This is a genomic window from Pseudomonas sp. S8, assembly GCF_050473925.1.
Taxonomy (GTDB): domain Bacteria; phylum Pseudomonadota; class Gammaproteobacteria; order Pseudomonadales; family Pseudomonadaceae; genus Aquipseudomonas; species Aquipseudomonas parakoreensis.
In genome coordinates, this window is record NZ_JBFDVZ010000016.1 from 3,256,940 (window position 1) to 3,282,440 (window position 25,501).

The window sequence follows — 25,501 nt, forward strand, 5'->3', positions numbered from 1 at the left end:
GCCAGATCAAAAGATCGCAGCCTGCGGCAGCTCCTACAGGGGAAACGCATTCCAACTGTAGGAGCTGCCGCAGGCTGCGATCTTTTGCTGTTTTCGGATCAGAACTCCAGCGTGCTGGAGAGCGAAATCTGCCGCGAATCGCCCATCGACACAAAGAACCGGCTCGCCGCCGAGGTGTAGTAGGTGCGGTCGAACAGGTTCTTCACGTTGAGCTGGAACTTGACCTTCTGCCCTTCGAGTCGGGTGTCGTAAGTGGCGAACGCATCGGCCACGGTGTAGCTCGGCAGGTCGAAATCATTCACCGCGTTGCCCGCGCGCTCACCAACATACCGCGCCCCGGCGCCGACCCGCAGCTGATCGCCACCGATCACGCTGCCGAAGTCATACACCGCTGACAATGAGCCGCTGTTTTTCGCCACGTTCTGCAGGCGATTGCCTTTGTAGTCCGGGTCTTCGGTGACCTCGGCATCGGTGTAGGCATAGGCGCCGATCAGGCTCCAACGGTCAGTCAGTTGACCGGTCAGGTCCAGTTCCAGGCCTCGGGAACGCACTTCGCCAGCCGCGCTGTAGATCGTGGTCGGGCCTTCAGAATTGGAGACCAGCACGTTGCGCTTCTTGATGTCGAACAACGCGATATTGCCAGTGATGCGCCCTGGCATATCCAGACGCGCACCCAGTTCCCACGACTTGGCTTCTTCCGGTGCGATGCTGCCGTCGAGCACGGTGCTGCTGCCGCTGAGCGGGGCGATGGTCGAGTTGGGTTTGAACGATTCGGTGTAGCTGCCGTAGAACGACAACTCGTCGGTGTAGCGATACACCAGACCGGCGCGCGGCACGAACTTCTGCCCGTTGCTGTCGGTGTTGGCCTTGAACGGCACCCCCTTGCCGGCGTACTGGTCGTACTCCTGAAAGCGTCCACCGGCGACTAGAATCCATTGGTCATTGAGGTGAATGGAGTCCTGCAGAAACACCGAATCGCTGCGCAGCAGATCGGTCTGCGCGCTGTCCGCCGGGCTGACCGTGGTGCCTTCGACTTCACGGCCATACACCGGATTGACGTAGCTGAAGGTGCTCAGGCTTTTCTGTCGGATCAGGTCGGCACGGTAGATTTTGCGGTACTCGTCGTCGACGCCGAACACCAGATCATGTTGCATGCCCAGCAGGTTGACCTTGCCCTCAAGGCTGGCGGTGGTGAAGCGGTCGGTGCTGATCGCGCCTCGCGTGCCGTCCATGCTGCGGGTCAGTGTGCCTTTTTTGGTGTCGATGGCGGTCACGCGGACTTGGCTGGCGTCGTAGGTTTCGCGGTTCCAGCTGTAACCGAAGTGGGCTTTCCAGTCGTCGTTGAGTTCGTGGTCGGCCTCGAAATGGTAGAGGTCCGAGCGGCCTTCCATGTCGTTGAACGGCTCGTCCAGACGCTCGTTGCGCGAGATGTCCAACGGGTGGTTGGTGCGCGGATCGATCACCGTGCCCCGGTCGAACGGCGTGAGGAACTCGCGATGCTCGTAGCCGAACGACAGCTGGGTGCGCTCGCCAAACCAGGCCAGCGAAGGCGCGATCAGCGTCTCGCGATGGGTGCCGTAGTTGCGCCAGTAATCTTCGTCTTCATGGTCCAGCACCAGCCGGTAGGCCAGCCCAGATTCACCCAGTGCCCCGGTGCTGTCGAAGGTGCCGCCGCTGCCATTCTTGCCGTCGCCGTAGCTCGAACCGCGCAGGGTCAGCGCGTTGTATTGGGTCAATTCCGGCTTTTTGCTGACCAGGTTGACCACCCCGCCCGGGTCCTGAATGCCGTAGAGCAACGAGGCCGGGCCCTTGAGCACTTCGACCCGATCGACCGTCGCGTTCATGCCACGGCCCTGCACGATCGGCATGCCGTCGCGCATGATCGAGCCATTGCGGTTGTCGCCGAAGCCGCGGGTCATCACCGAGTCCTGGGTGCTGCCCAAGGTGTTGCCCTGGGTGATGCCGCTGACATTGGCCAGCGCATCGTCGAGATTGCGCGGGGCCTGATCGCGGATCACCTGGGCCGGGATCACGTTGACGGTCTGCGGGATTTCCTGCAGCGACGCCGAGGAGCGCATCACCGAACTGGTCTGCGGCGGCTGATAGCTCATCGACTCGTCACGCATCGACGTGATGGTGGTCGCGCCAAGATTGAGTGCGCCTGCGGTGGGTTGCGGTTCCAGCGCCAGGGTGTGGCTGTCGGTACGGCGAAAGGTCATGCCGGAACCACTGAGCAGGCGTTGCAGCGCCTGTTCGGCGCTCATCTGGCCGCTGACGGCCGGGGCGTTGAGGCCGTACGGCGCTTCATCGGTGTAGACCACGCTTTGCCCGGTGACGCGGCTGAAGTCGCTCAGAGCCTGGGGCAGTGGTTTGGCGCTCAGGGAGAAACTGAACTGTTTCTGTGTCGGGCTGCTGACGGTTTCAGCGGCCAGCGCCACACTCAGCGGCAACAGCGCCAACGCCGAAAAACTCAATGCCGAAACACCCAACCACTGTTTGACCGAACCCGATTTTGCCCTGGACTTCATTGCTCAATGACCTGTGTAGAACCGCTACGGATGCGAATGACTCGCAGTTTCAGTCACTACACGGATGGGGCTGTGGTTTACCTCACCACAAATCTGAAAATATTTCTGAAGATCAAAAGATCGCAGCCTGCGGCAGCTCCAACAGGTGATCGCGTGTACCTGTAGGAGCTGCCGCAGGCTGCGATCTTTTGACGTTGAATCAGCGCAAAATAATCAGATGCCCCAACACCTGACGCTGCTCAAACCCCATCACCCCTTGCAGCGAACTCAAAACAGCCTGCGGATCCTTGCTCGGAAAACTGCCGCTGACCTTGCGCGCAGCCAACTCATCGTTGAGTACAACAATCCGCCCTGGGTAATAGCGACGCAAATCCTGCACCACATCGGCCAGCGACGCCTTGTAGTACGTCAGCCAGCCCTGCCGCCAGGCCAGTTGTGCTTCGCTGTCCACGGCGTGCAGTTTTTCTGCGCGGCCTTGTCCGTAAGCCACTTGCTGGCCAGCCGTCAGAATCTGCTGTTGCGCATTGCGATCCGCCGTCACGCCAACGCGCCCGGACAACACCGTGACCTGCGCGCCCTGCGGTTGCAGACGCACTTCGAACTGCGTACCGAGGACCCGCGCCTCGCCTTTCTCAGCCTCGACCACAAAGGGGTCACCGGTGTGCGTCACACTGAAAAATCCGGCACCGCGACGCAATTGCACATGCCGCTCGCCATGACTGAAATCCACCGCGATGGCACTGTCGGCATCCAGCGTGACTTGCGATTGATCGGCCAGGGTCACCGTGCGGACTTCCCCCGGTGCCGAAACGTAATCGGCACCCAGATCATCGATCCAGCGCTGCGGCTGCCAACCCGTGCCAAGGCTGATCATCAGCATCAGACACGCGGCCATCGCCAGCGCGCCCGACCAGCGCAGCAGCGTTGAACGACGCGGACGCTCCATTGCATTGAGGTAGCCCTGCAACGCAAACGCGTCCTCATCGGCCAGGGTACGCGCCGGACTTTCGCTCAACTCCCACACGACTTGCGCCTGGGCGTAGGCCTCGGCGTGGGCCGGGTCGGCGCGCAGCCACTGGCTGAAGGTCAGTTGATCGCCGGTGCTCGGGCGGTCGTGCAGCAGACTCAGCCAAGCGAGTGCGGCCTGTTCCTGAGCGGGCGTGGGGATGACGCGGTCGGTGGCTTTCACGGTGCTTTCCCTGGCAGGCGTGGCGCGGGTTCGCGCAGGCTGGCCTTGCAGGCCTCAAGGGCGCGCATCATATGTTTTTCCACGGCGCTTTGGGACAGGCCCATGGCTTTGGCGATGTCTGCGTATTTGCGACCGTGAATGCGATTGAGCAAAAAAATCTGCCGGGTGCGCTCGGGCAAGGCGCGCAACGCCGCCTCGACATGGCGCAGGTCATTGCCCGCTTCGAGCGCGGCTTGCGGTTCGCTGCCGTGGCTGTCCGGCGCATCCGGTTGCCAGCCCTCGTTGATCCGCACCCGCGTGCCTTCGCTGCGCAAATGATCGATGGCGATGTTGCCGGCGCAACGCAACAGGTAGGTGCTGAGTTCTTCGACCTGCACCAGCGGCCGCCGCCAGAAACGCAGGAACAGGTCCTGCACCAGATCCGCCGCCGTGGCCCGGCAACCAACGCGCCGGTTGACCAGCGCTTCCATTTGCGAGCGCTGCGACAGGAACACCTGGAGAAAATGCGCACGCGCGCCGTGCGGCTCGTCGTCGCGGGATTCCGGAGGATGACCGATCAGCATCTCAGCACCGCGCCCAAGCAGCGACCGGACTGGCCAGCAGGCTCAACCCGGCCAGTGCGAGGGCCAGACGTGGGCGATAGGGCAGCAACAACACCAACGCCAAGGCGCTGAGCATGAGGACCGCAAACCAGTCGACCAGACCGAAACTCCAGCCGTTCGCCCCGACAGTTGCCCAAAGCGACAGCCCGAGCAACAGCCACCCGGCGAGTTTCAGAACCCGTGCACGTCGGGCCGAGGGTTTGTTGCCGAGCAGCTCATCGTGGTGCCGTGGCATCGACAGACACAACGCGCTGAACCCGGCATAGCACAGCAACAACGCCAGCAACATCAGCTCACCTCCTGCTCAAGCGTGATCGGCCGCGGCTTTTCGCGGGGAGTTTTTTTCACGCTGACGGCGCTGCCGGCACGCTGCATTTTCCAGGCGGCCCAACCGAGGAACAGGCCTGCGCCCAGGCACGTCAGATCGAAACCCGCCAGCGTCCAGTCGCCTTGCGCCAGCGTTACGCCGAGACTCCATGGCGTGGCCAGATTGATCAGTGGCACCGCGATAAACAGCACGCCAGCCAGCCCCAGCTGTTCGACCCAGGCCGTTCGCCCCTTGCGCAGCAGCGCATGCACCACGCTCAAGGCCCAGGCGATAAAAAACGCATTCACTTCTTGATCGGCGCGCCCGGCCAGGTCCGCCGGCAACAGGCGATTGGCCAAAAAGAACACCGCCACCGCCGCTGTCAGCCCGGCCATGCTGGCGATGTTCAGCACCTCCACCACGCGCAATTCGAACGGCATCACGCCGCTTTTGGCATGTTTGAGCTGGCGCTTGCCGAGCCAGATCACCAGCCCGGTGCCGATCATCGCGGTACTCGCCAGACCGCAGATGAAGTACAGCCAACGCAGGATCGGACCGGCGAAATGACCGATGTGCAAACCGTAGAAACCACTGGCGATCGTCATCGGCAGCGGCTTGTCGGGCGTGGCGCCGAGCATCTGCCCGGTGACGCCGTTGAAGGTCAGGTTGCTGGCGTACTCATAGGCGATCCGGTCGGAACTCGCGCGCGACAGCTGCACCGTGGCATTGGCGTCGCCGGGGTTGATGACGTTGACCCGCGCCGTATGCCCCCCCGCCCACTGCTCGCTTGCCCGTACCAAAAAGGGTGCCAGCGGTGGCAGCAAACTCGCTTGAGCGGCACGTTGCGGGGTTGGCGTTTCGGGAAACAACTCTTGGTAAAACGCCTCGCGATCAGTGCCGTAGGACGCCAGAATGCTGGCCGGCATGACCATCGCCATGAAAATCACCAGGCTGCTGTAAGTGATCATCAGATGAAACGGCAGCACCAGCACGCCGACCGCATTATGCCCGTCGAGCCATGAACGCTGGCCTTTGCGCGGGCGAAAGGTGAAGAAGTCCTTGAAGATTTTCTTGTGGGTGATGATGCCGGTGATCAGCGCAATGAACATTACCATCGCGGCCGTCGTCGCCAGCCAGCGGCCCCACGGATAAGGCATTTGCAGCTGGAAATGGAAGCGATAAAAGAACTCGCCGCCCCGGCTGTCCCGGGCGTGTATTTCTGCACCGGTCTGCGCATCGAGTGTTTTTTGCGTGAAGCTTCCGCGCTTGCCGGCTTCGGCCGGTGTGTCTTGCCAGCGCACAGTCAACGCAGGATCACGGGCATTCGGCAAATCAATCAACCAACGCGAAGCAGCCGGCGCGTGCTGCTGCAGATAGCCTTGCGCCAGGCTCAGGCTGTTCGCTGAATCGATGGCGTGCACGGGAATTTCCGGCTGCATCCAGTGGCTGATTTCATCCTTGAAATAGGCCAGCGTTCCGGTCAGGAAAATCGCAAACAGCAGCCAGCCAAACACCAGTCCCGTCCAGGTATGCAGCCAGGCCATCGACTGACGAAAGCCCTCCTTCATGCGTAGCCCAAGCCCCGCGCGGCGCCGGATACCGTCGCCAGAATCACGCTGGGCACCAGCAGACCGACCCACGCCGACCACGCCGTGCGACAGGCGAAACACCAGAGCACCGCGACCAGATAAACCAGAAAGGAAATGGTCATGCCGGTCACCACCGCTTCGGCACGACTTAACGGTAGCCACAGCGTCAGGGCGACACTGGCCAGCGCCGCAACCAGATAGCCGCCGAACACCGCCGCCAGCACCCGCGAGGTGATGGCCAGACGATAGGACATGGGAAGTGAGGCGAGTTTGCCTTTCATGTTTCGACCCTGAAACGAAAAAACGTCCAGCCGATAAAGCCGAACCAACAGGCGAGCAATATTAATGATAAATATTCTCATACGCAAAAGCATCTGATTGCCGGGCAGCGCTGCACACCCCTACAATGCGAACAGTTCTTGTTCTCTAACGCATCGATCATGCGCCCGGAGTAATACCCTTGTCGTCCGCTCATCCCGTCGAATCGCTCTACCACGACCACCACAGCTGGCTCACCGGCTGGTTGCGGCGCAGACTCGGCTGCCCGGACAGCGCTGCGGATCTGGCCCAGGACACCTTCATTCGTGTGCTCAGCGCTCGTGAACAACCGGTGATCATCGAGCCGCGCGCCTTCCTGACCACCCTCGCCAAACGTGTGCTGTTCAATCATTACCGTCGCCAGGATCTGGAACGCGCCTACCTCGAGACCCTGGCGCAGATGCCGGAAATGCTTGCGCCGTCGGAAGAAGACAAAGCGATCATCCTGCAAACCCTGATCGAGCTGGACCAGTTGCTCGATGGCTTGCCGCGCTTGGTCAAACGCGCCTTTTTGCTGGCGCAGGTCGATGACCTGACTTATCCGCAAATCGCCGCCGAGCTGGGCATCTCCCTAGCTACGGTCAAACGTCACTTGCAAAAAGCCGCCCTGCGCTGCTATTTCGCCCTATGAACCGCGTCCCGGATTTCTCTGCGCAAGTGGCCGAACAGGCCGTGCACTGGCTGATGGAAATGCAGCAGGGGACGCTCTCCCCGCGCCAGCAACAAGCCTGGCAGCAATGGCTGGACGCCCACAGCGAACACCGTCGCGCGTGGGAGCACATGCAGCGGGTCAACCAGCGCTTGCGCGGTGTATCTTCGCCATTGGCCCATGCCGCGTTGAACGGGCCGAAGTCCTCCAGCCGCCGTCAGGCGCTCAAATTGCTCCTGCTTCTCGGTGCCGGTTCCGCCGTCACCTGGGGCATGCGCGAGCACAATCCGCTGCCGACGCTGCTCGCCGATTACCGCAGTCCGCTGGGTCAGCGTCGCAAGGTGGCGCTGGGCACGGGCAGCCAGTTGCAGCTCAATACCGCCAGTGCAGCGGACGTGGACAGCACGCAACGACTGATTCGTCTGCTGGAGGGCGAGATCCTCCTGAGCACCACGCAAGCGTTCGAAGTGCGTACGGCACAAGGCACTCTGCACACCCGGGCGGCACGCCTCAACGTGCGGCAGTTCGCCGATCGCACGCAGGTGGCAGTGTTTGAGGGTCAAGTGGAGTTGAATGCCCAAGGGCGTGCGCCGATGTTATTGCCCATCGCCCGTCAGCTGAGCTTCAGCGCCACCTCGATCAGCGAAGCCAGGCCACTGGACGCCAACAGCGGCGCCTGGGCGGACGGCATGTTGATCGCCGCGCACATGCGCCTGGGCGACTTCCTTGAAGAGCTCGGGCGCTACCGTCGCGGCCAGTTGCATTGCGATGCGAAAGTGGCCGATCTGCTGATCTCCGGGACTTATCCACTGGACGACAGCGAGCGGATTCTGGATCTGCTGCAAATCAGTCTGCCGGTGAAAGTACGGCGGTTTACCCGCTATTGGGTCAGCGTCGAGGCTCGGGTTTAGCAGCAAGATCAAAAGATCGCAGCCTGCGGCAGCTCCTACATTGGCTCGGTGTACATCCTGAAGGAGCTGCCGAAGACTGCGATCTTTTGCTCTCGAAAAATAAATGAGCCGTTTTTCAGATCTGGCGTGACAGAGAAGGAAAGCCCCTTTGATTCAACCTTCTCAGGATCAACCTTCATGCACCCCACCCGCCTCACGCCACTGGCCCGCCGCCTGCGCAACCTCGTACTGGGCGCCAGCCTGAGCTTCAGCGCTCTGCCAGCCATGGCCACCGAAACCAAGGTTTACCACATCGCTCCGGCGTCGCTGGAAAACGCCCTCAACCAGTTTGGTCGTGAGGCCGGCGTGCTGATTTCCTTCGGTTCGCAAATCACCCGCGGCGTGCAAAGTCGTGGCCTGGAAGGCAGCTACACCGCCGCCCAAGGTCTCGATGCATTGCTCGAGGGCACCGGCCTGCAAGCCCGCGCCGAAGGTAACAACGCGTTCAGCCTGCAACCGGTCGGCGACACCGCGCTGGAGCTGGACGCCTCGAAAGTCGTCGGTGACTGGCTCGGTGACGCGGCGCAGGTCAACGTGTTCGAGCATCCGGGCGCCCGCGACGTGATCCGCCGTGAAGACTTCGAACGCCAAGGCGCGACCCAGGCGCGCGATGTGCTCAACCGCATCCCCGGGGTCAACGCGCCGGAAAACAACGGCACCGGCAGCCACGACATGGCGCTGAACTTTGGCATTCGCGGTCTTAACCCGCGCCTGGCTGCACGTTCGACGGTACTGATGGACGGCATTCCCGTGCCGTTCGCCCCTTATGGCCAGCCACAGTTGTCGTTTGCGCCGATCAGCATGGGCAACATGGACGCGGTGGATGTGGTGCGTGGCGGCGGCGCGGTACGTTACGGCCCGCAAAACGTCGGCGGTGTGGTCAACTTCGTCACCCGTGCCATCCCCGATGAGCCGACGGTCAAGGGTGGGTTCCAGACAGAAACCAGTCCGTCATCGAGCCATGACGGCTTCAAGACCAGCGCCAATCTGCTGGCCGGCGGCACCAATGCCAACGGTCTGGGCGGCGCGTTGCTGTATTCTGGCACTCGCGGTGGCGACTGGCGTGAACACAGCGACAGCGAGATCGACGACCTGATTCTCAAGGGCAAATACCAGCTCGATGAGGTCAACAGCTTCAACGCCATGGCCCAATATTACGAAGGCAAGGCCGACATGCCCGGTGGCCTGAGCGTCGCCGATTACGACGCCGATCCGTACCAGTCGACGCGCCTGAAAGACCAGTTCTGGGGTCGCCGCACAATGTTCAACTTTGGCTATCGCTATCAGGAGGATCGCCGCGAATTCACCGCCAACACGTTCTTCACCAAGACTTTGCGCAGCGGCTATCTGGATCAGGGCAGCTTCCTTTCGCTGTCGCCACGCGAGTATTGGGTGCGCGGTTTCGAAACCCGTTTCGCCCAAGGCTTCGACCTCGGCCCGACCAGCCACGAAGTCGGCGTCGGTTATCGCTACATCAACGAGGCCGGCCACGAGTTGCGCTATCGCACGCCGATCAGCAGCAACCAATACCCGACCACCAACAGCCGCAACGACCGCGACACCCGCGGTGGCACCGAAGCCAATGCACTCTTCGTCGACGATCGCATCGACATCGGCAAATGGACCATCACCCCGGGCATGCGCTACGAGATGATCGAGTCGCAGCAGACCAACAATCTGACCAACGTCAAATATCAAGGCGACTACAACACCGCGCTGCCGGCACTGAACGTGCTGTATCACCTGACCGACAGCTGGAATCTGTACGCCAACACCGAAGGCTCGTTCGGCAGCGTGCAGTACAGCCAGATGCCTAACCGCGTGAGCAGCGGCGAAGTGAAACCGGAGAAGGCTCGCACCTGGGAACTCGGCACCCGTTACGACAACGGTGCATTGCGCGCGGAGATCGGCGCATTTCTGATCAACTTCGACAACCAGTACGAAAGCAACCAGACCAATGATTCAGTGATCGCCCGTGGCGAGACCCGTCATCAGGGCATCGAGACCAGCGTCAATTACGCACTGGATGACTTGAGCCCGGCACTGGCCGGTTTCGATGTATACGCCACTTATGCCTATGTCGACGCGACCATCCGCGAAGACGGGCCGAACAAGGGCAACCGCGTACCGTTCTCTTCGAAACACAAAGGCACGATTGGCGTCGGTTACACCGAAGGGTCGTGGAAGCTCAACTTTGACAGTAGCTTCCAGAGCGACCAGTTCGCCGACAACGCCAACACCTCCAAGGAAAGTGCTGACGGCAGCACCGGCAAAATCCCCGGCTACATGCTGTTCAGCAGCCGCGCCGGTTACGACTTCGGCCCGCAACTGTCGGATCTGAACGTGGCAGTGGGGGTGAAGAACATCTTCAACACGCAGTACTTCACCCGCTCGTTTGACGACAACAACAAGGGCAAGTACGTGGGTGAACCGCGCACGGTGTATGTACAAACGTCTGTAGCTTTCTAAAAGAACTGTGGCGAGGGAGCAAGCTCCGTCGCCACACTGTTCAGCAACACAAACAAAAACGGGCCTGCTTGCGCAGGCCCGTTCTCATGGGGTGGCTTGAAAAATCAGCGCATCAACTGTTGATCGCTGCCTGCTCATTCTCCAGAAACTCTTCTTCCAGCAGTGCGTCATTCGCCTTGCTGAATGGCACGATGGCGGCGCGGGGCTTGCCTCGCAGTTTGCCAAACAGGTGCTCCAGCGCGTGTTCCAGTTTTTCGGCTGCACCGTCGATCGCCTGTTCCAGCGAATCGGCTTTATGGGTGACGGAAATCGGTTGATGGCCTTTTGGCCGCGCTTCCAGTTGGCAGCGCAAGTCATGGGGACCTGGTTTGTCGCCGTTCTCGTCGCTCAGGTGGACTTCGACACGGGTCAGGTCTTCTTCATAACGGTCGAGCGTGCTCTCAATGGTTGTACGTACCCACTCCTCCAGTCGTTTACTGCTTTGAATATGGTTATCGCTGTTGACTTGGATTTGCATAGTTCATCCCTTATTTCAGCTAGCTCGCCAGAGGCCTTGAATTGAATTTCCTGACCTCCTGGTTACAACAATCGGCCCGACCGGCGAACATTTCAACCCCTGAAAAAAGATAAATATTCATTCGCAAAAAAAGCCGGACAACCGAGCAAGTCACTGGTAAGGTCGGGAGTTGGGTTGCCTGGCAACCCTGCAAAATCTGCTCACAATTGCCCGTCATTCAGCGGGTGCAAACTGCGGAAAATCCCCGCCTCCTCCACCAGCCAGTCATGCACGGCGCGCACGCCCGGATGGCTCAAGGCCCCCGGCGCATACAGCAGCACGTAGCGTTTGTGGTTGGGCACCGACAGGCCGAACGGCACGATCAACGTTCCGCGCTCCAGCTCATCGTTGAGCAACGTGCGCCGGGCAATCGCCACGCCCATGCCGGCGATCGCCGCTTCGATGGTCAGGTGATTGCGATTGAACGTGTGCCCACGCCGTACGTCGGCGCCTTCAAAACCAATCGCGTTCAGATAAAACTCCCATTCCGCATATTCATAACTGCCGCGCCAGGCGGTGATGTCGTGCAACAACGGAAAATGCACCAGATCCGCCGGCCCGTGCAGCGGAGGGCGTCCGCGCAGCAAACTCGGCGCACACACCGGGAAAATCTGCTCATCGAGCAAGGCTGTGGATAACAGCCCCGGGTAGCTGCCGTCGTTCAGATCGATTGCCAGATCAAAGTCGCCCTCGTGCAACGGCACGCTGCTGTCCTCGGCCACCAGCCGTAACTGGATGTCCGGATAGCGCTGTTGCAGGCGCGGCAAACGCGGGGTCAGCCATTTGCTGAGGAACGACGGAATCGAACGCACCCGCAGAATCCCGCTGATCATCCCCGCATCCAGACGACGCAATTCAGCATCGATGCTGCCGTAGGCCTCATTGACGGTGATGGCCAGCCGCTGGCCTTCCGCACTCAACTCGACCCCCCGCGCCCGGCGATGGAACAGGCGAAAACCAAGACGCTCTTCCAACTGACGAATCTGCTGGCTGACCGCCCCCGGAGTGATGTGCAGCTCTTCCGCGCAACGGGTGAACGACAGGTGCCGCGCGGCACAGGAAAACACCTGCAGCCAGACATAGGTCTGGGCGTGCAATTGACGACTCATCGTTTAGTCCTGCTAAAGGCTTTCTTAGGAAGTTTCGTTGGTCACGTAGGACCGAGGTGGGCAGTATCGCCGACATTGCGCTTGTCCTACAAAAAATGGCAGCGATTCCTACTCCATTGCTTGTAAGGGTTTAGCATGGCTATCAGTGTTTTCGATCTATTCAAAGTCGGCATCGGTCCGTCCAGTTCCCACACCGTCGGCCCGATGCGCGCCGCCGCGACCTTCGCCCAGGCGCTGATCGAGCAGCACTTGCTCAACGATGTGCGTCGGGTGGAAATCCGTTTGTACGGCTCGCTGTCGGCCACCGGCGTCGGCCACGCCACCGACCGCGCCACGGTCATGGGCCTGATGGGCGAATGGCCGGACAGCATTGATCCCTCGACCATCGACCCACGCATCCAGCAACTGCGCGAAAGTGGTCTGCTGTCTCTGGCCGGTCACAGAGAAATTTCCTTCAACTGGCAGCACGATCTCCTGCTGCTGGACGAAAGCCTGCCCTACCACCCCAACGCCATGTCGCTGACAGCCTTTGGCGAAAGCGTCGAGCTGTTTACGCAAACGTACTACTCGATTGGCGGCGGTTTCATCATCGAAGCGGCGCAAGCCGAGTCCGGTGTGGCGCCGGCCGGCGACGTGGTGTTGCCGTACGATTTTTCCAGCGCCGCCGAACTGCTCAGCCTGTGCAAGCAGCACAACTTGCGCGTGTCGGAGCTGATGATGGCCAACGAACGGGCCTGGCGCAGCGACGCTGAAATCCGTAACGGCCTGCTGCACATCTGGTCGGTGATGCGCGAGTGTGTCGAACAGGGCCTGCGCCACGAAGGCATCCTGCCCGGTGGGCTGAACGTGCCGCGCCGCGCGGCGAAATTGCACCGCAGCCTGCTGGAAATCGGCAAGCCGAATGTCATCAGTTCGACGCTGTCGGCGATGGAGTGGGTCAACCTTTTCGCCCTCGCCGTTAACGAAGAGAACGCTGCCGGCGGGCGCATGGTGACCGCGCCGACCAATGGCGCGGCCGGGATCATTCCGGCGGTGCTGCACTACTACATGAAATTCAACCCGGACGCGTCTGACGATGACGTGGTCGCGTTCTTCATGGGCGCCGCTGCTGTCGGCATTCTGTGCAAGAAAAATGCCTCGATCTCCGGCGCTGAAGTCGGCTGCCAGGGCGAGGTCGGTTCGGCCTGCGCCATGGCCGCGGCGGGCCTCGCTGAAGTGCTGGGTGCGACTCCGGAACAACTGGAAAACGCCGCCGAAATCGGCCTGGAACACAACCTCGGCCTGACCTGCGACCCGGTCGGCGGCCTGGTACAGGTGCCGTGCATCGAACGCAATGCCATTGCCGCGGTGAAAGCGATCAATGCCACACAAATGGCCCTGCGCGGCGACGGCAAACACTTCATTTCCCTCGACCGGGTGATCCGCACCATGCGCGACACCGGCGCCGACATGCACGACAAATACAAAGAGACTTCACGGGGCGGCCTGGCCGTGAGCTGGGTGGAGTGCTGACGCGCATTCCCTGACCGCCCCGGCAGGCCGCAACTTGCGGCCTGCCAACCGTGAGCCCGAGCAAAAATAATAACGAGGCAAAAACGATGACCGATGTACGTACACCTGCTGCCGAAAATCCCGCTGTAGATCGCACACGCAACACCGAAACCGCTCACAAGGGCTGGAGCAAATCCGACACCACCTGGATGCTCGGTCTGTACGGCACCGCGATTGGTGCCGGCACATTGTTCTTGCCGATCAATGCCGGCGTTGGCGGTTTCTGGCCGTTGCTGATTCTGGCGCTGCTGGCCTTCCCGATGACCTTCTTCGCTCACCGAGGCCTGACCCGCTTCGTGCTGTCCGGGCGTTCCGGCGACATCACCGAAGTCGTCGAAGAACACTTCGGTAACGGCGCCGGCAAGCTGATTACCCTGCTGTATTTCTTTGCGATTTTTCCGATCCTGCTGGTGTACAGCGTGGCGCTGACCAACACCCTGAGCAGTTTTCTCGAACACCAGTTGCACATCGCCCCGCCACCACGGGCAATCCTGTCGCTGGTGCTGATCCTCGGCCTGATGGCGATCGTGCGCTGCGGCCAGAACGTGATCGTCAAAGCCATGAGCGTGCTGGTTTACCCGTTCGTCGCCGCGCTGCTGTTACTCGGCCTCAGTCTGATTCCGAACTGGAACGGCGCGTTCTTCGCCAGCGCTCAAGAGGCAATGCCGTTATCGACGTTCCTCAAGACCCTGTGGCTGGCGATCCCGGTGATGGTGTTCTCGTTCAACCATTCGCCGATCATCTCCGCCTTCGCGGTCGATCAGAAGCAGCGTTACGGCGCGGAGGCCGAACGCAAGAGCAGCGGCATCCTCGCCATGGCCCACGGCATGATGGTGCTGACGGTAATGTTCTTCTGTTTCAGTTGCGTGCTGGCGCTGTCGCCAGCGGATCTGGCGGCCGCGAAAGCGCAGAACATTTCGATCCTGTCGTACCTGGCCAACCACTTCCAGACCCCGGTCATCGCCTACGCCGCGCCGCTGATTGCGTTGGTGGCGATCACCAAATCCTTCCTCGGCCACTACATCGGCGCCAGCGAAGGCTTTCAGGGCATGATCGTCAAGAGCCTGCGCGGCCGTGGCAAGGTGATGTCGGCGAGCTGGCTGAACCGTGCGACCGCGCTGTTCATGATCCTCAGCTGCTGGGCCGTGGCGACGTTCAACCCGAGCATCCTCGGCATGATCGAAACCCTCGGCGGGCCAGTGATTGCCTGCCTGTTGTTCCTGATGCCGATGTACGCCATCCGCCGTGTGCCAGCCTTGCGCCAGTACTCGGGACAGGCGTCCAACGTGTTCGTGGTGCTGATCGGCCTGATTGCACTGTCGGCGATCATCTACTCGGTTCTGCCCTGAAACGGGCCACAAATGACAAAGGCGAGCCATGGGCTCGCCTTTTTTATGCCGTATCCATTGTCCAACAATTTTCCCGGCACAGCCCTTGCTATGACCTGTGCAGGAGCTGCCGCAGGCTGCGATCTTTTGATCTTTGTGACCGAAATCAAAACACTGAAGATCAAAAGATCGCAGCCTGCGGCAGCTCCTACATAAGCAACAACACAGGCCACGGAATGGCCGATGGTCCGGTATGGCGAACCAACCCGATCACGGCCGGTCAACAACTGCACGTTCAATCAGGCGGTGACGCATCATGGACAACCCTTTTCAGATCATTACCGATGCCTTCGCGCCGGACTATCAGATCAACCTGAGCATTCAGGGGCTGGACGGCAGCATCATGCTGACCCTGTCCAACAGCGGCCGGATCGTGGCCAAACGGATGATCAGCGCCGAACAGCGCAACGACCCGGTACGGCTTAAGCGGCTGGTGCAAAGCATTCAATTCGGCATTGCCATCGAACAGGGCCACAGTGCCATGGCGATCCTCGAAGCGATGACCAGCGGCGACGGGCTGCCCCCGCCACCGCAGCAAAACAACGGCCAGCCTCGGCCATCGATGGGACTTTAAAGCTCGCCCTTCTCGATCTCGGGGTGTTCACCGGAACCGGCGCCGAGTTTGCGTTGCGGTTTTTCGATCTTCACCGACGGGAATTGCGACGAGGCGTAGCGCACCACCAGAATCGAGAACGCCAGCAGCAGAATGCCGCCGCACAGGTAGATGATGCCCATGTCCGGCGGGTTGTGGTGCGAGACGTTGGAGATCAGCAGGCGAGTCAGCGCAGTGATCGCCACGTAGATCAGGAAGCGCACTGGCATGTGGTTGGTCTTGAAGTAAATCCCGACCATTGCGCCCAGTTCCAGATAGATGAACAGCAACAGAATGTCATCGATCTTGATGTGGCCTTCTTCGAGCATGCCGAGAAACTCCATCACCGCCGCCCACGCGGTCACCGCACCGATGGCGAACAGCGCCAGGTAGTGGAAGGTCTCGACAAACAGGTTGCCCAGGGACTCGGCCAGTTGATGCACGTTTTGCCGCAATTTCTCGGCCCAGTTGATTTTCACGATGATGTTCCTTAGCCCGATGCGAGCGGATGATGCCGGTTGGACGTGACGGTTTTCCGTATGCGCTGTGCGCCATGCAGAAACGAGGCCACGCATCATGGCGAGACGGCATGAAACCTGCGCCGTGGCGTTTGGTCGCACCGTTGAACAGACACCGTCGACAGGAATGATTGTGACGATCCAACTAAAGTTTCTTGATAAGTTCGTTACGCTGAAAAGGCATTAGCTTATAAATGAAATATTATTAACCGGGTCATTCTGTGAACTCGCGCACACTCCCCCCGGTAATTCACCAGTTAGTTATCGAATAAATGACTCGTGTAATTATTTCCAGAGCAGGCCCATCAGCGAAGCTTTAACGGCCGCGGCGATTTTGTTTTGGCAACCGAGTTTCTTCAGGCAATGGTTTATATGGAAGTTTACGGTCCTTTTGCTGATGCCGAGGATCACCGAAACATCGTCCGATGACTTTCCGTCAGCGGTCCATTGCAGAATTTCCTTTTCCCTTTGCGACAGTTCTATCGGTACCGGGATTACCGAATCGGCGCCGCGCATTTGCAGGCGCGTCAGGCCCAGATGGGTGATCTGGGCCAGCCATGAAAGCTCTGCCTGCTTGGTTTCGAGTTCCAGTGCGGTGATCGCTTCGCTGCCCCGGGCAAACGTCACCAGCCCTTGAGTTTCGCTGTTCAGCAGCGTCTGCCCCCAACCTTCGCAGATTCCATGAGCATGCGCTTCCTGCCAGAACTCGGGCGCCTGAGCCTTGAGTTCAGAGTCCCACAGCACCGGTTTCACGCTGCGCATTGCGCGCATCACGTAAGGGTCGATGTCCAGGTAACGATTGGCGGAATAGGCAGCTTGCCAGGCCGGCGAATAGTTATTGGCGAGAAACAGGCAAGGTTTGGTGATGGGGAAGAGCCTGCGTGAACCATAGGCCACATAATCAAACTCCAACTGCCTGGCAACGGTCTTGATATTGTCGAACAACAACTCGACATCCGTTGCAGACATGGCGTTTTCCAACAGTTCAGCCTGCCAATATGACATAGAGATTCCTTTCCCACAGTTATTGCTGTCGGCCTCTTGCCAACATGCCTAGCATATTTCCAAATGTTTCCGCTAGCTGTCAAGGGTGACAGGTAGTCTGCGAGCGCAGTGTGCACTTTAATCGCCACCCAACCAATCACTAAACGGAATCTGTGATGGATTACTTGTCAGGACGTTATGACCAGTTGACGACAGTAAAGCGTCAACGCTTGGCTCAATATCGCTATCAGGTCTTTGTCGAACGCCTCGGCTGGCAATTATCAACACCGGACGATTTCGAGTTTGATCAGTTCGACCACAGCGGCACCCATTACATCGTTGCGCAAGAAGAAGACGGCAACATCAAAGGTTGCGCACGCCTGTTGCCGACCACCCAGCCGTATTTGCTGAGTGAGGTGTTCACCGCGTTGCTCGGTGACCAGCCTGCACCGTGCGGTGATGACATCTGGGAGCTGTCGCGCTTCACCTCACTGGACCTTGATGCCGAGGGCGGCAAAAACGAACAAGTGATGTCCGACGAAAATACCGTCGGCCTGTTCATGGCCACGCTCGAGTACGCCCGAACCTGCGGCGTTTCACATCTGGTGTCGGTGTCCCCGATTGCCATCGGCCGCCTGCTCAAACGCGGCGGCATTGACTACAAATGGCTGGCGCCGCCACAGGTCCTGGACAACCGAACCCTCGGCGCCTGCTACATCACGGTGCAGTAAAACTGCCCGACACGCGATAACAAAAAAACACATCAACTGAAGCTGCCGACACGCGTCGAGCAGCACCTTTCGGTGTGGGTCGATTTCACGCCATGGATAGCAACTGCCTTACAACCAACGTTCAACACAGAGGGATGATCATGATCGACATGCACAGGAAAGTTGCCAAAGACATCGTCCACAAGGGCCACGACGACGATGTGCTGATTTACGACGCTCACCACTTGCTGCCGGCCTGGTTGCCTGCCGCCATCGTGCAACGGGCGAACCTTGATCCGATGGATCTGGAGGTTATCAATCAGGCCTATCGGTTGGACAGCGAGCGACTGGTGCTGCGTTCACTGCCAACCATCATCGACCTGCAGGCGCTCGAACAGGTGGGCCTGTCGGACTGTCTGCCGGAACTGCTGACGAATTACGAAAAGACCACCGACCACCTGATCCTCAGCGGCATCTGGGTGCTGGAAAGCACCGAAGCCAAACTGGCTCGACTGCCCGGTTGCGGCAACGGCCTGAGCCTCGATCAGCGCCGGCAGGTACATGATGTCCTGAAAAACCTGGACGGCTGCCCGCAGCAGGGTCTGCTGTATTTCACCCTGTTCAACGACACCGCCAATTACTTTTTCTACCGCAAGCACCACGAGCACGTGCCCGGCCTGATGCTGATCGAAGCGGCACGCCAGGCCATGTACGCGCAGTTCTACGAGCACAGCGGTTATGCCCGCGGTGAGGTGTCGATTTCCATCGTTGATCTGCTGTCGAGTTTTCCCCGTTACACCGAGTCTTCGTTTCAGGTGAATGTGCTGGTCGGCGACTACGAGGGCATGGCGCAGCCACGGGCGCGCAAGGTCGACAAGCGTGCGCGCTTCTTCCAGCGCGGCGAACTGGTGGCCGACATTCGCCTGCATGGCGAAGTGATCAAGATGCCGGTGTTCAAGCGCATGCGGAATATCAACATCGACCCGGCCTGCTGGTTCCGCCCGCTCAAGGGCATACGCCATGAAGTGCTGGTGCGCCTGGATTCCGGTCGTCACCTCTCCGCCCGTCTGGAGCTGTTGTCGATGGCCGGGCTGCAAGTGCAATGCGACAGCCCGCTCGACGCCTCCGAGCGCGGCCACGTTTACCTGTACCTGGAAAACGAAGGGATGCTCAGTCTGCCGCTGCAATCGCTGCACGCCAGCGACGCGACAAAGGCCGGCACGCTCAAACTGCACCTGGCAGAGCTGGATTCGCCGTTGCGCTTCAAGTGGCGCGAAGTGCTCAAACAGTTCGCTTACTTCTCCCACGAAGAAACCGCCCCGGCCCCGGCGCCCGCTCTCGGACAACCGGTGTGGATGACCTTCGATCAGACCACCGCAATACCCGAACACAGGAAGGAAGCATGATGACGCGCTATCCCCACGTGCTGGAGCCGCTGCGGCTGGCCGGCGGGCTGGAGTTGCGCAATCGGCTGTTCTTCGCGTCGATGGGCGTGGACCTGGCTGATCACAGCGGGTGCGTGACGCCCGCCATGATCGAGTTTTATCAGGGCATCATGGAGGGCGGCTGCTCCATGGCGTTTCTGTGCAACGCCACGGTCTCGCCGCAGTCACGTCTACAGAGCACCGGGCTCGGCCTGTTCGAGGCGCATCAGGGCGAATCGCTCAGGGCGATGTTCGCCATGGCCGAGCAGGTCAACACGCCGGTGAGTGTGCAACTGCAGCATTACGGCGGCCAGGGCACCACCACGCACACCGGGGTTGCCGTGCTGACCCCGAGCGGCGTGCCCTGCCCGCGCGTGTCGAAACTTGATCCGGATTATCGCGTGCGGATCATGGACGAAACCGACATCGCCCTGGTGATCGAGCAGTTCGCCCACTCCGCCTGGCTGGCCTGGACCAACGGCGCACGCCTGGTGCAGTTACAGGCGTCCAACGGCTACCTGCTGAGCAGCTTTCTTTCACCGCACACCAACAAGCGCACCGACCGCTATGGCGGCAGCGAAGAGAACCGCGCGCGGCTGTTGCTCGACGTGGTCAGGGCCATCCGCGAGCGCACCCGGGGCCAATTGATCGTCACCATTCGTCTGGGCATCGACGACCGCCTGGGCGCGGAAGGGCTGCAATATCCGGACCTCAAGGAAACCGTTCAAGCGCTCTGTCAGGCCGGCGTTGCCGCGCTGGAATGTTCGATGTGCATGGGCGCGACCTTCGGCCAGTTGATCGTGCACTCCGAGACCATGGACCACTACCTGCAAGCCGGCGTGCGGGCGATCAAGTCCGTGGCGACAGTGCCGGTGGGGTACGCCGGTTTCATCGACGGTCTGGACAAGGCCGAGCAGTTGCTGGCCGACGGCGTATGCGATTGGGTGGGCATGTCGCGGGCGCTGTTTGCCGACAACGACCTGATCAACAAAACCCTGCAGGGCCGCTCCGCCGATATCCACAAATGCCGGTGGGACAGCCAGTGCTTCAGCGACAAGAGCAATCCGCGACTGGATCGGGTGTATTGCTGCGTGAACCCGAAATATTTACGCCCCGCGTTGGCATAAGGAGATGCGACATATGTACGATTTTCTGGGAAAAGTATGCCTGGTCACCGGCGGCACCAGCGGCATTGGCGAGACCGTCAGCGAACGCCTGATCAAGGCCGGCGCCGATGTGATCGTGTTCGGCCGAGACGAAGAAAAAGGCGCAGCGCTGGCCGATCGGCTGGGTGAACACTGCCGCTTCATCGCCTGCGATGTCGGTGACCCGGCGCAGGTCGAGCAGGCGTTCGCGAGCATTCGTTCGGCCTACGGCCGCCTTGATTGCGCGTTCAACAATGCCGGCGTGACCGCCAAGTACGCAGCGCTCGCGCAATCGTGCCCGGATGACTGGATGAAGGTGATGAACATCAACGTCAACGGCACCTACCACTGCATGCGCCATGAACTGCAACTGATGCTCACCCGCGGCACCGGGGCCATCGTCAATACCTCGTCCTGCGCCGGCGTGGTGCCGATAGGCGGCCAGGTGGCCTATGTCGCCAGCAAGCAGGCGATCAATGGCATGACCCAGGTGGCGTCGATCGAGAATGCGCGGCTGGAAGACGGTGGCTGCATTCGCGTCAATGCCGTCGCCCCGGGGCCGATCCTTGGCGGCATGAACAGCGAGGCACGCCTGAAAGCCGCACCGGAAAACACCCAGCGCAAAATCAACGTGACGTCGATGAAGCGCTTCGGCACGGCGGACGAAGTGGCCAACGCGGTGCTCTGGCTGCTCAGCGATCAGTCTGCTTACGTCACGGGCGTGATCATGCCCATCGATGGGGGTTACGCCAGCGGCAAGTTCTGAAATCAAATAAACCAACGACCCGCCGTGTGCGGGTCGTTTTGTTCGAGGGGCGTAAATCAGGAAAATCGCCGAATCCGGTCTACATTGAAAAGCCACTACCCAAAGCGCAGGGATTCGCTTATCCTTTCGCTGTATATAAATACAGTAGTCGCTAAGACAACTAAATGTGAAGGCATGTGAGGTGGTGAATGGCCGTCGAAGTGGTATACCGCAGCAGCCGAGATCTGGAGCGCTTGTTCATGGATAAAGCCGAAGCTGACCGTCATGACAAAATGCTCGAACTGGCCGAGATGCTGTCCGAAGTGTTGCAAAAAGCCGTGCCGTCGCTGAACGAGCAACAGGTTGAAGAAGTCGGGATCTACATGGCGAAGAACCGCGATGTGTTCGCCAAGGCGTTCAAGAGCCAGCCTGATGCGCTGTCGGAGCTGATCAATGCACCGGCAGAAGTAGTCGAAAAAGACGCAGCGGCTGAGCCGGAAGAAGCTCCAGTGAAGCCGGTTAAAGCGGCGAAAGCTGCCAAGTAACCACGTTTGAATCGAAAAGATCGCAGCCTGCGGCAGCTCCTACAGGGAATACGCATTCCATATGTAGGAGCTGGCGCAGGCTGCGATCTTTTGCTTTTCAGCGATACAAGACTTTCTCCGCCAACTCATCCGCCACCCGCGCTGGCGAGCGTTTCTCGGCCTGCGCATGGGCAAACACTTCGGTCAGTCGCGAGGAAATCTTCGACAGATGCGCAGTGATCGTCCCCAGCTCTTCACCGCGATGCTTGAGCGAAACATAAATCAACCCGCCCGCGTTGATCACGTAATCCGGCGCATACAGAATCCCCCGACGCTCCAGTTGATCAGCCACGTCCAGATGCGTCAGTTGATTGTTCGCCGAACCCGCCACCGCCGAGCAACGCAGTTGCGTCACTGTGTGGCTGTTGAGTACCCCGCCGAGGCCGCACGGCGCAAGGATGTCGCACGGTGTGCTGAGCAACGCATCGTTGGCGATCGGATGCGCGTTGAGTTGCTCCATCGCCAGTTGCACCTTGCCGTGATCGATGTCGCTGACCAGCAATTCGGCGCCCGCCGCATGCAGTTGTTCCGCCAGTGCATAACCCACATTCCCCAGCCCCTGAATCGCTATGCGCAATCCTTCGAGATTGTCGCTGCCCAGCCGCGCCATGGCGGTGGCGCGAATTCCGGTGAACACCCCCATCGCCGCGTGCGGTGCCGGGTCACCGGCCGAGGTGGTGCTGGTGACATGCTGGGTCTGCTGGGCGATGCAATCCATGTCCGCCACCGACGTGCCGCTGTCGATGGCGGTGATGTAGCGACCGTCGAGCTGCTCGATGCAGCGCCCGAAAGCCTCGAACAGCGCACCGCGGTTTTCCACATGCGCCGGGCGTACGATCACTGCCACCCCGCCGCCCTGGGCCAGTCCGGCCAGCGCCGCTTTGTAGCTCATGCCCTGCGCGAGGCGAATGGCGTCCTCGACTGCGGATTCGTCGTTGGGATAGGCAAGATAACGGCAACCGCCCAGGGCAGGCCCGAGGCGACTGTTATGAATGGCAATGACCGCCTTCAACCCGGTGACCGGGTCAACGCTGAGGTGCAGCGATTCCAGGCGAGTGCTTTGCATGAGAGCGAACATCGGCAGGCTCCCGAATCACTTCTGGTAGTCGCCAGTATAGGCTTGCGCCCAAAAATTGCTGAAGCGCACCGGAATAAGCGTCGGCGCCGACGGCGACTTTGCGGCATAACCCGGCCGGTACTGGACGAATGGCACGGACGGGGCTAAAACGAGGCATGCCCCGGAGATTTCGATGAGTCCGCGCCAACGTTTTTTCGAGTGTCTGCACCGTTCACCGCCCGCACTGTTCGAAGCGGCGCTGTGGATGGCTGCCGAGCACGAAAAAGGCCTGGATGTCGAAGCACTGCAACAGGACTTCAAGGAGCTGCAACAGCGCGTCAGCTACGGCTTGCCGATGCTGCCAGTCAGCGAACTGGCGCAACCGTTGCTGCGGCGGATGAATGATCTGGGCTTTTCTCAGGACGATTTTTTGCCGTTGCGCCCGCAGGTCGCGTTGCTGCACAAGGTGTTGCAGACCCGTCGCGGCCAGCCACTGAGCCTGTCCCTGATAGCCCTGGAACTGGCGCGCAGCCTGGAGATTCCGCTGGTCGGGGTGAACTTTCCCGGGCATTTCCTGCTGCGGGTGCCCGGCGCTGATCACTTGCTGGATCCCTGCGGCGGTCGGCGGCTTTACCCGAATGATTGTCGCGAGTTGTTGCAGCGTCAGTACGGCGCACACATGAAACTCAACGCCGAGCATCTATTGGTCGCCACCCCGATCCAAATGCTGCAGCGCCTGTCACGCAACCTGCGCCAGTTGCATCTGGCGCACGAGGATTACATCGCTGCGTTGATCGATGCCGAACGCGTGCTGGAACTGGGCGGTGCCAGCGCTGCCGATTATCTGGCCCGCGCCAGCCTGTATCAGCGCCTCGACTGCCCGAACGCCGAACGCTTCGATCTGGAACATGCGTTGCTGCTCAGCGACGATCCAATCCAGCGCCTGCGCCTGACCGAACGGCTCGGGCACCTGCCTCCGAATTCCGTGGTCCACTAATCCCTGTGTGGGAGCGAGCCTGCTCGCGAAGCAGGCACCTCGGTTTATCCTTTAAACCGCGTTATCGTTCTTCGCGAGCAAGCTCGCCCCTACATTGGATTGCGGGATATCTGAGGGCGAACGCACCTGGATGATCAGCAGTGCCGCAATAACCGCCGGAATCGCGCAGAAGAAAAATATCTGCGCCACCGGAATGTGCATCGCCAGCAGCAGGCTGCCAAACAGCGGCCCGAGGATCGAACCGAAGCGCCCTACGCCCAGCGCCCAGCCAGTGCCCGTGGCGCGCACCTGCGCCGGATAGAAGTTACTGGCGAAGGCGTTCAACGTCAGTTGCCCACCAATGATGCAAAATCCGGCAGCAAACACGCAGGCCACCAGATAGCGCGGATTGTCGTGATTCAGGCCCAGCAGAACCGTGCACACAGCCGCCCCAGCCAACACCGCGCAGAGCAGCCGCACCTTGCGCTTGAGCCGGTCGGCGAACCACGCCATGCACACCGCGCCCAAGGTGCCGGCGAACAGGAACATCGAGGTCACCAGATTAGCTTCATTGAGTTGCAGACCGCTTTCCAGCAACAGCGTCGGCAGCCAGCTGATCATGAAATACAACAGAATCAGGCTGACAAAAAACGTCGCCCAGATCAGCAGGGTCGGTCGTGCATAACCGTTGCGGAACAGCTCGACCACGGTCAGTTTGCTGCCCTGCTCGCGCTCGTTCTGCTCGACCGAGGCAGCCGGTGGCTGCCAGTCCGGCAGCATTCGCGCGGTGACTTGGCGCAAGCGCGCATAAGGCGGTGCGTCACGCAGCAGACGCGGCAGCGATTCCGGGAGCATCCACCACAGGAACGGGAACAGCAGCAACGGCGTGACACCACCGGCGAGGAACACCGCTTGCCAGCCAAAGCGATCAATGAAGCCCGCCGCAACGAAACCACCCGCCGCACCGCCAAACGAAAACCCACAAGCGGCCAGCGTGACCATCAAGGTGCGCAAGCGCGGCGGCGAATACTCCGACATCAGGGCCATGGCACTGGGCATCGCTCCGCCCATGCCGATGCCGCAGATAAAGCGCGCGATCATCAGGGTATTCAGGGAATCGGCGAACACCATCAGCACCGTGAGGGTGGCGTAGATCAGCACGCACGCCAGCAGAATTCGCCGCACGCCGAAGCGGTCGGCCAGCGGCGTCACCGCGAGCGAACCAAGGGTCAGGCCCAACAGGTTGGCACTGAAAACCGGCCCGAAGGCGGCTTTCTCCAGACCCCAGTCCTGCGCCAGGGCCGGCACCACGTAACCGAGCACCTGGGCGTCATAGCCGTCGGTGACCAGCAACAAGGCGAGCAGGATCAAGAGCAACCACTGATAGCGGGACACAGGACGGGCGTCGAGTGCCGCCCGGAAGCTGGCAATCTGGTTGTGCATCGCAAGGTACCTGTTTTGTTTTTATGATTTTTTAGGGGCAACACGGACCCCATGTGGGAGCGAGCCTGCTCGCGAAAGCGGTGTGCCAGCTAAAGAATGTCTGCTGATACGACCTCTT

The 25,501-nt window shown here is 60.5% G+C and carries 23 protein-coding genes and 1 pseudogene; 12 read left to right on the forward strand and 12 right to left on the reverse strand.

Annotated features, from left to right (window positions below; translation table 11 throughout):
* Positions 1–98 precede the first annotated feature (98 nt).
* From AB1J88_RS15900 to AB1J88_RS15925, 6 genes are all read right to left on the reverse strand, one after another.
* Positions 99–2,528, reverse strand: a complete 2,430-nt coding sequence (locus AB1J88_RS15900) for a TonB-dependent siderophore receptor (RefSeq protein ID WP_430291441.1) — start codon at positions 2,526–2,528, stop codon at positions 99–101.
* Positions 2,529–2,727: 199 nt separating this feature from the next.
* Positions 2,728–3,717, reverse strand: a complete 990-nt coding sequence (locus tag AB1J88_RS15905) for a FecR family protein (RefSeq protein ID WP_430291442.1) — start codon at positions 3,715–3,717, stop codon at positions 2,728–2,730.
* Positions 3,714–4,280, reverse strand: coding sequence for an RNA polymerase sigma factor (locus tag AB1J88_RS15910; RefSeq protein WP_041073983.1), 567 nt, complete (start codon positions 4,278–4,280; stop codon positions 3,714–3,716). The genes AB1J88_RS15905 and AB1J88_RS15910 overlap by 4 nt, the downstream gene beginning before the upstream one ends.
* Position 4,281: 1 nt before the next feature.
* Positions 4,282–4,608, reverse strand: coding sequence for a DUF3325 domain-containing protein (locus AB1J88_RS15915; protein ID WP_430291443.1), 327 nt, complete (start codon positions 4,606–4,608; stop codon positions 4,282–4,284).
* The gene (locus AB1J88_RS15920) at positions 4,608–6,194 is read right to left on the reverse strand and encodes a PepSY-associated TM helix domain-containing protein (protein ID WP_430291444.1); all 1,587 of its coding nucleotides are present in this window, start codon (positions 6,192–6,194) and stop codon (positions 4,608–4,610) included. The genes AB1J88_RS15915 and AB1J88_RS15920 overlap by 1 nt, the downstream gene beginning before the upstream one ends.
* A complete protein-coding gene (locus AB1J88_RS15925; RefSeq protein WP_041073980.1) occupies positions 6,191–6,496 on the reverse strand; it encodes a DUF3649 domain-containing protein in 306 nt (101 codons plus the stop codon). Before AB1J88_RS15925 ends, AB1J88_RS15920 begins: the two co-directional genes overlap by 4 nt.
* 179 nt (positions 6,497–6,675) lie before the next feature.
* Between AB1J88_RS15925 and AB1J88_RS15930 the strand changes: the two genes are divergently transcribed.
* The 3 genes from AB1J88_RS15930 (at position 6,676) to fecA (ending at position 10,601) form a co-directional block, all read left to right on the forward strand.
* On the forward strand, positions 6,676–7,164 hold the full coding sequence (locus AB1J88_RS15930) for a sigma-70 family RNA polymerase sigma factor (RefSeq protein ID WP_430291445.1): 489 nt from the start codon (positions 6,676–6,678) through the stop codon (positions 7,162–7,164).
* The gene (locus tag AB1J88_RS15935) at positions 7,161–8,093 is read left to right on the forward strand and encodes a FecR domain-containing protein (protein ID WP_430291447.1); all 933 of its coding nucleotides are present in this window, start codon (positions 7,161–7,163) and stop codon (positions 8,091–8,093) included. The genes AB1J88_RS15930 and AB1J88_RS15935 overlap by 4 nt, the downstream gene beginning before the upstream one ends.
* 177 nt (positions 8,094–8,270) lie before the next feature.
* Complete coding sequence (gene fecA / locus AB1J88_RS15940; protein WP_430289948.1) at positions 8,271–10,601, forward strand: TonB-dependent Fe(3+) dicitrate receptor FecA; 2,331 nt, start codon at positions 8,271–8,273, stop codon at positions 10,599–10,601.
* A gap of 112 nt (positions 10,602–10,713) precedes the next feature.
* Here the strand turns inward: fecA and AB1J88_RS15945 are convergent, their stop codons facing one another.
* Both AB1J88_RS15945 and AB1J88_RS15950 read right to left on the reverse strand, forming a co-directional pair.
* Positions 10,714–11,118 (reverse strand): HPF/RaiA family ribosome-associated protein, encoded by a 405-nt coding sequence (locus AB1J88_RS15945; protein ID WP_007968091.1) that lies wholly within the window; start codon positions 11,116–11,118, stop codon positions 10,714–10,716.
* A 200-nt stretch (positions 11,119–11,318) separates the two neighbouring features.
* The gene (locus tag AB1J88_RS15950) at positions 11,319–12,266 is read right to left on the reverse strand and encodes a LysR substrate-binding domain-containing protein (RefSeq protein ID WP_007914183.1); all 948 of its coding nucleotides are present in this window, start codon (positions 12,264–12,266) and stop codon (positions 11,319–11,321) included.
* 135 nt (positions 12,267–12,401) lie between these two features.
* Between AB1J88_RS15950 and AB1J88_RS15955 the strand changes: the two genes are divergently transcribed.
* The 3 genes from AB1J88_RS15955 (at position 12,402) to AB1J88_RS15965 (ending at position 15,779) form a co-directional block, all read left to right on the forward strand.
* The gene (locus AB1J88_RS15955) at positions 12,402–13,778 is read left to right on the forward strand and encodes an L-serine ammonia-lyase (protein WP_430289947.1); all 1,377 of its coding nucleotides are present in this window, start codon (positions 12,402–12,404) and stop codon (positions 13,776–13,778) included.
* Positions 13,779–13,864: 86 nt separating this feature from the next.
* On the forward strand, positions 13,865–15,166 hold the full coding sequence (locus AB1J88_RS15960) for an HAAAP family serine/threonine permease (RefSeq protein ID WP_430289946.1): 1,302 nt from the start codon (positions 13,865–13,867) through the stop codon (positions 15,164–15,166).
* 295 nt (positions 15,167–15,461) lie between these two features.
* Positions 15,462–15,779, forward strand: coding sequence for a DUF3509 domain-containing protein (locus tag AB1J88_RS15965; RefSeq protein ID WP_108181719.1), 318 nt, complete (start codon positions 15,462–15,464; stop codon positions 15,777–15,779).
* On the opposite strand, the gene AB1J88_RS15970 is transcribed toward AB1J88_RS15965, so the two are convergent.
* Both AB1J88_RS15970 and AB1J88_RS15975 read right to left on the reverse strand, forming a co-directional pair.
* Positions 15,776–16,276, reverse strand: a complete 501-nt coding sequence (locus tag AB1J88_RS15970; protein ID WP_003221775.1) for a phosphate-starvation-inducible protein PsiE — start codon at positions 16,274–16,276, stop codon at positions 15,776–15,778. The two genes, AB1J88_RS15965 and AB1J88_RS15970, sit on opposite strands and share 4 nt — an antisense overlap.
* A 324-nt stretch (positions 16,277–16,600) precedes the next feature.
* Positions 16,601–17,296 (reverse strand): autoinducer binding domain-containing protein, encoded by a 696-nt coding sequence (locus AB1J88_RS15975; RefSeq protein WP_430289945.1) that lies wholly within the window; start codon positions 17,294–17,296, stop codon positions 16,601–16,603.
* 179 nt (positions 17,297–17,475) lie between these two features.
* On the opposite strand from AB1J88_RS15975, the gene AB1J88_RS15980 reads away from it, so the two are divergent.
* From AB1J88_RS15980 to AB1J88_RS16000, 5 genes and pseudogenes are all read left to right on the forward strand, one after another.
* Positions 17,476–18,030, forward strand: a complete 555-nt coding sequence (locus tag AB1J88_RS15980; protein ID WP_041073971.1) for an acyl-homoserine-lactone synthase — start codon at positions 17,476–17,478, stop codon at positions 18,028–18,030.
* A gap of 140 nt (positions 18,031–18,170) precedes the next feature.
* Positions 18,171–19,415, forward strand: coding sequence for an AfsA-related hotdog domain-containing protein (locus AB1J88_RS15985; RefSeq protein ID WP_430291448.1), 1,245 nt, complete (start codon positions 18,171–18,173; stop codon positions 19,413–19,415).
* Positions 19,412–20,560, forward strand: coding sequence for an NADH:flavin oxidoreductase (locus AB1J88_RS15990; protein WP_430291449.1), 1,149 nt, complete (start codon positions 19,412–19,414; stop codon positions 20,558–20,560). The genes AB1J88_RS15985 and AB1J88_RS15990 overlap by 4 nt, the downstream gene beginning before the upstream one ends.
* Before the next feature lie 13 nt (positions 20,561–20,573).
* Positions 20,574–21,344, forward strand: coding sequence for an SDR family NAD(P)-dependent oxidoreductase (locus AB1J88_RS15995; protein WP_430291450.1), 771 nt, complete (start codon positions 20,574–20,576; stop codon positions 21,342–21,344).
* A gap of 188 nt (positions 21,345–21,532) precedes the next feature.
* A pseudogene (locus AB1J88_RS16000) lies at positions 21,533–21,787 on the forward strand (YebG family protein); the annotation flags it as partial.
* 178 nt (positions 21,788–21,965) lie between these two features.
* Here the strand turns inward: AB1J88_RS16000 and AB1J88_RS16005 are convergent.
* Positions 21,966–22,985 carry a Glu/Leu/Phe/Val dehydrogenase family protein gene (locus tag AB1J88_RS16005; protein WP_123464767.1) on the reverse strand — a complete coding sequence of 340 codons (1,020 nt, stop codon included), beginning with the start codon at positions 22,983–22,985 and terminating at the stop codon, positions 21,966–21,968.
* Positions 22,986–23,157: 172 nt separating this feature from the next.
* Between AB1J88_RS16005 and AB1J88_RS16010 the strand changes: the two genes are divergently transcribed.
* The gene (locus AB1J88_RS16010) at positions 23,158–23,961 is read left to right on the forward strand and encodes a SirB1 family protein (protein WP_041073965.1); all 804 of its coding nucleotides are present in this window, start codon (positions 23,158–23,160) and stop codon (positions 23,959–23,961) included.
* Positions 23,962–24,012: 51 nt separating this feature from the next.
* Here the strand turns inward: AB1J88_RS16010 and AB1J88_RS16015 are convergent, their stop codons facing one another.
* Positions 24,013–25,383 (reverse strand): MFS transporter, encoded by a 1,371-nt coding sequence (locus AB1J88_RS16015; RefSeq protein ID WP_430291451.1) that lies wholly within the window; start codon positions 25,381–25,383, stop codon positions 24,013–24,015.
* Between the last annotated feature and the right edge of the window lie 118 nt (positions 25,384–25,501).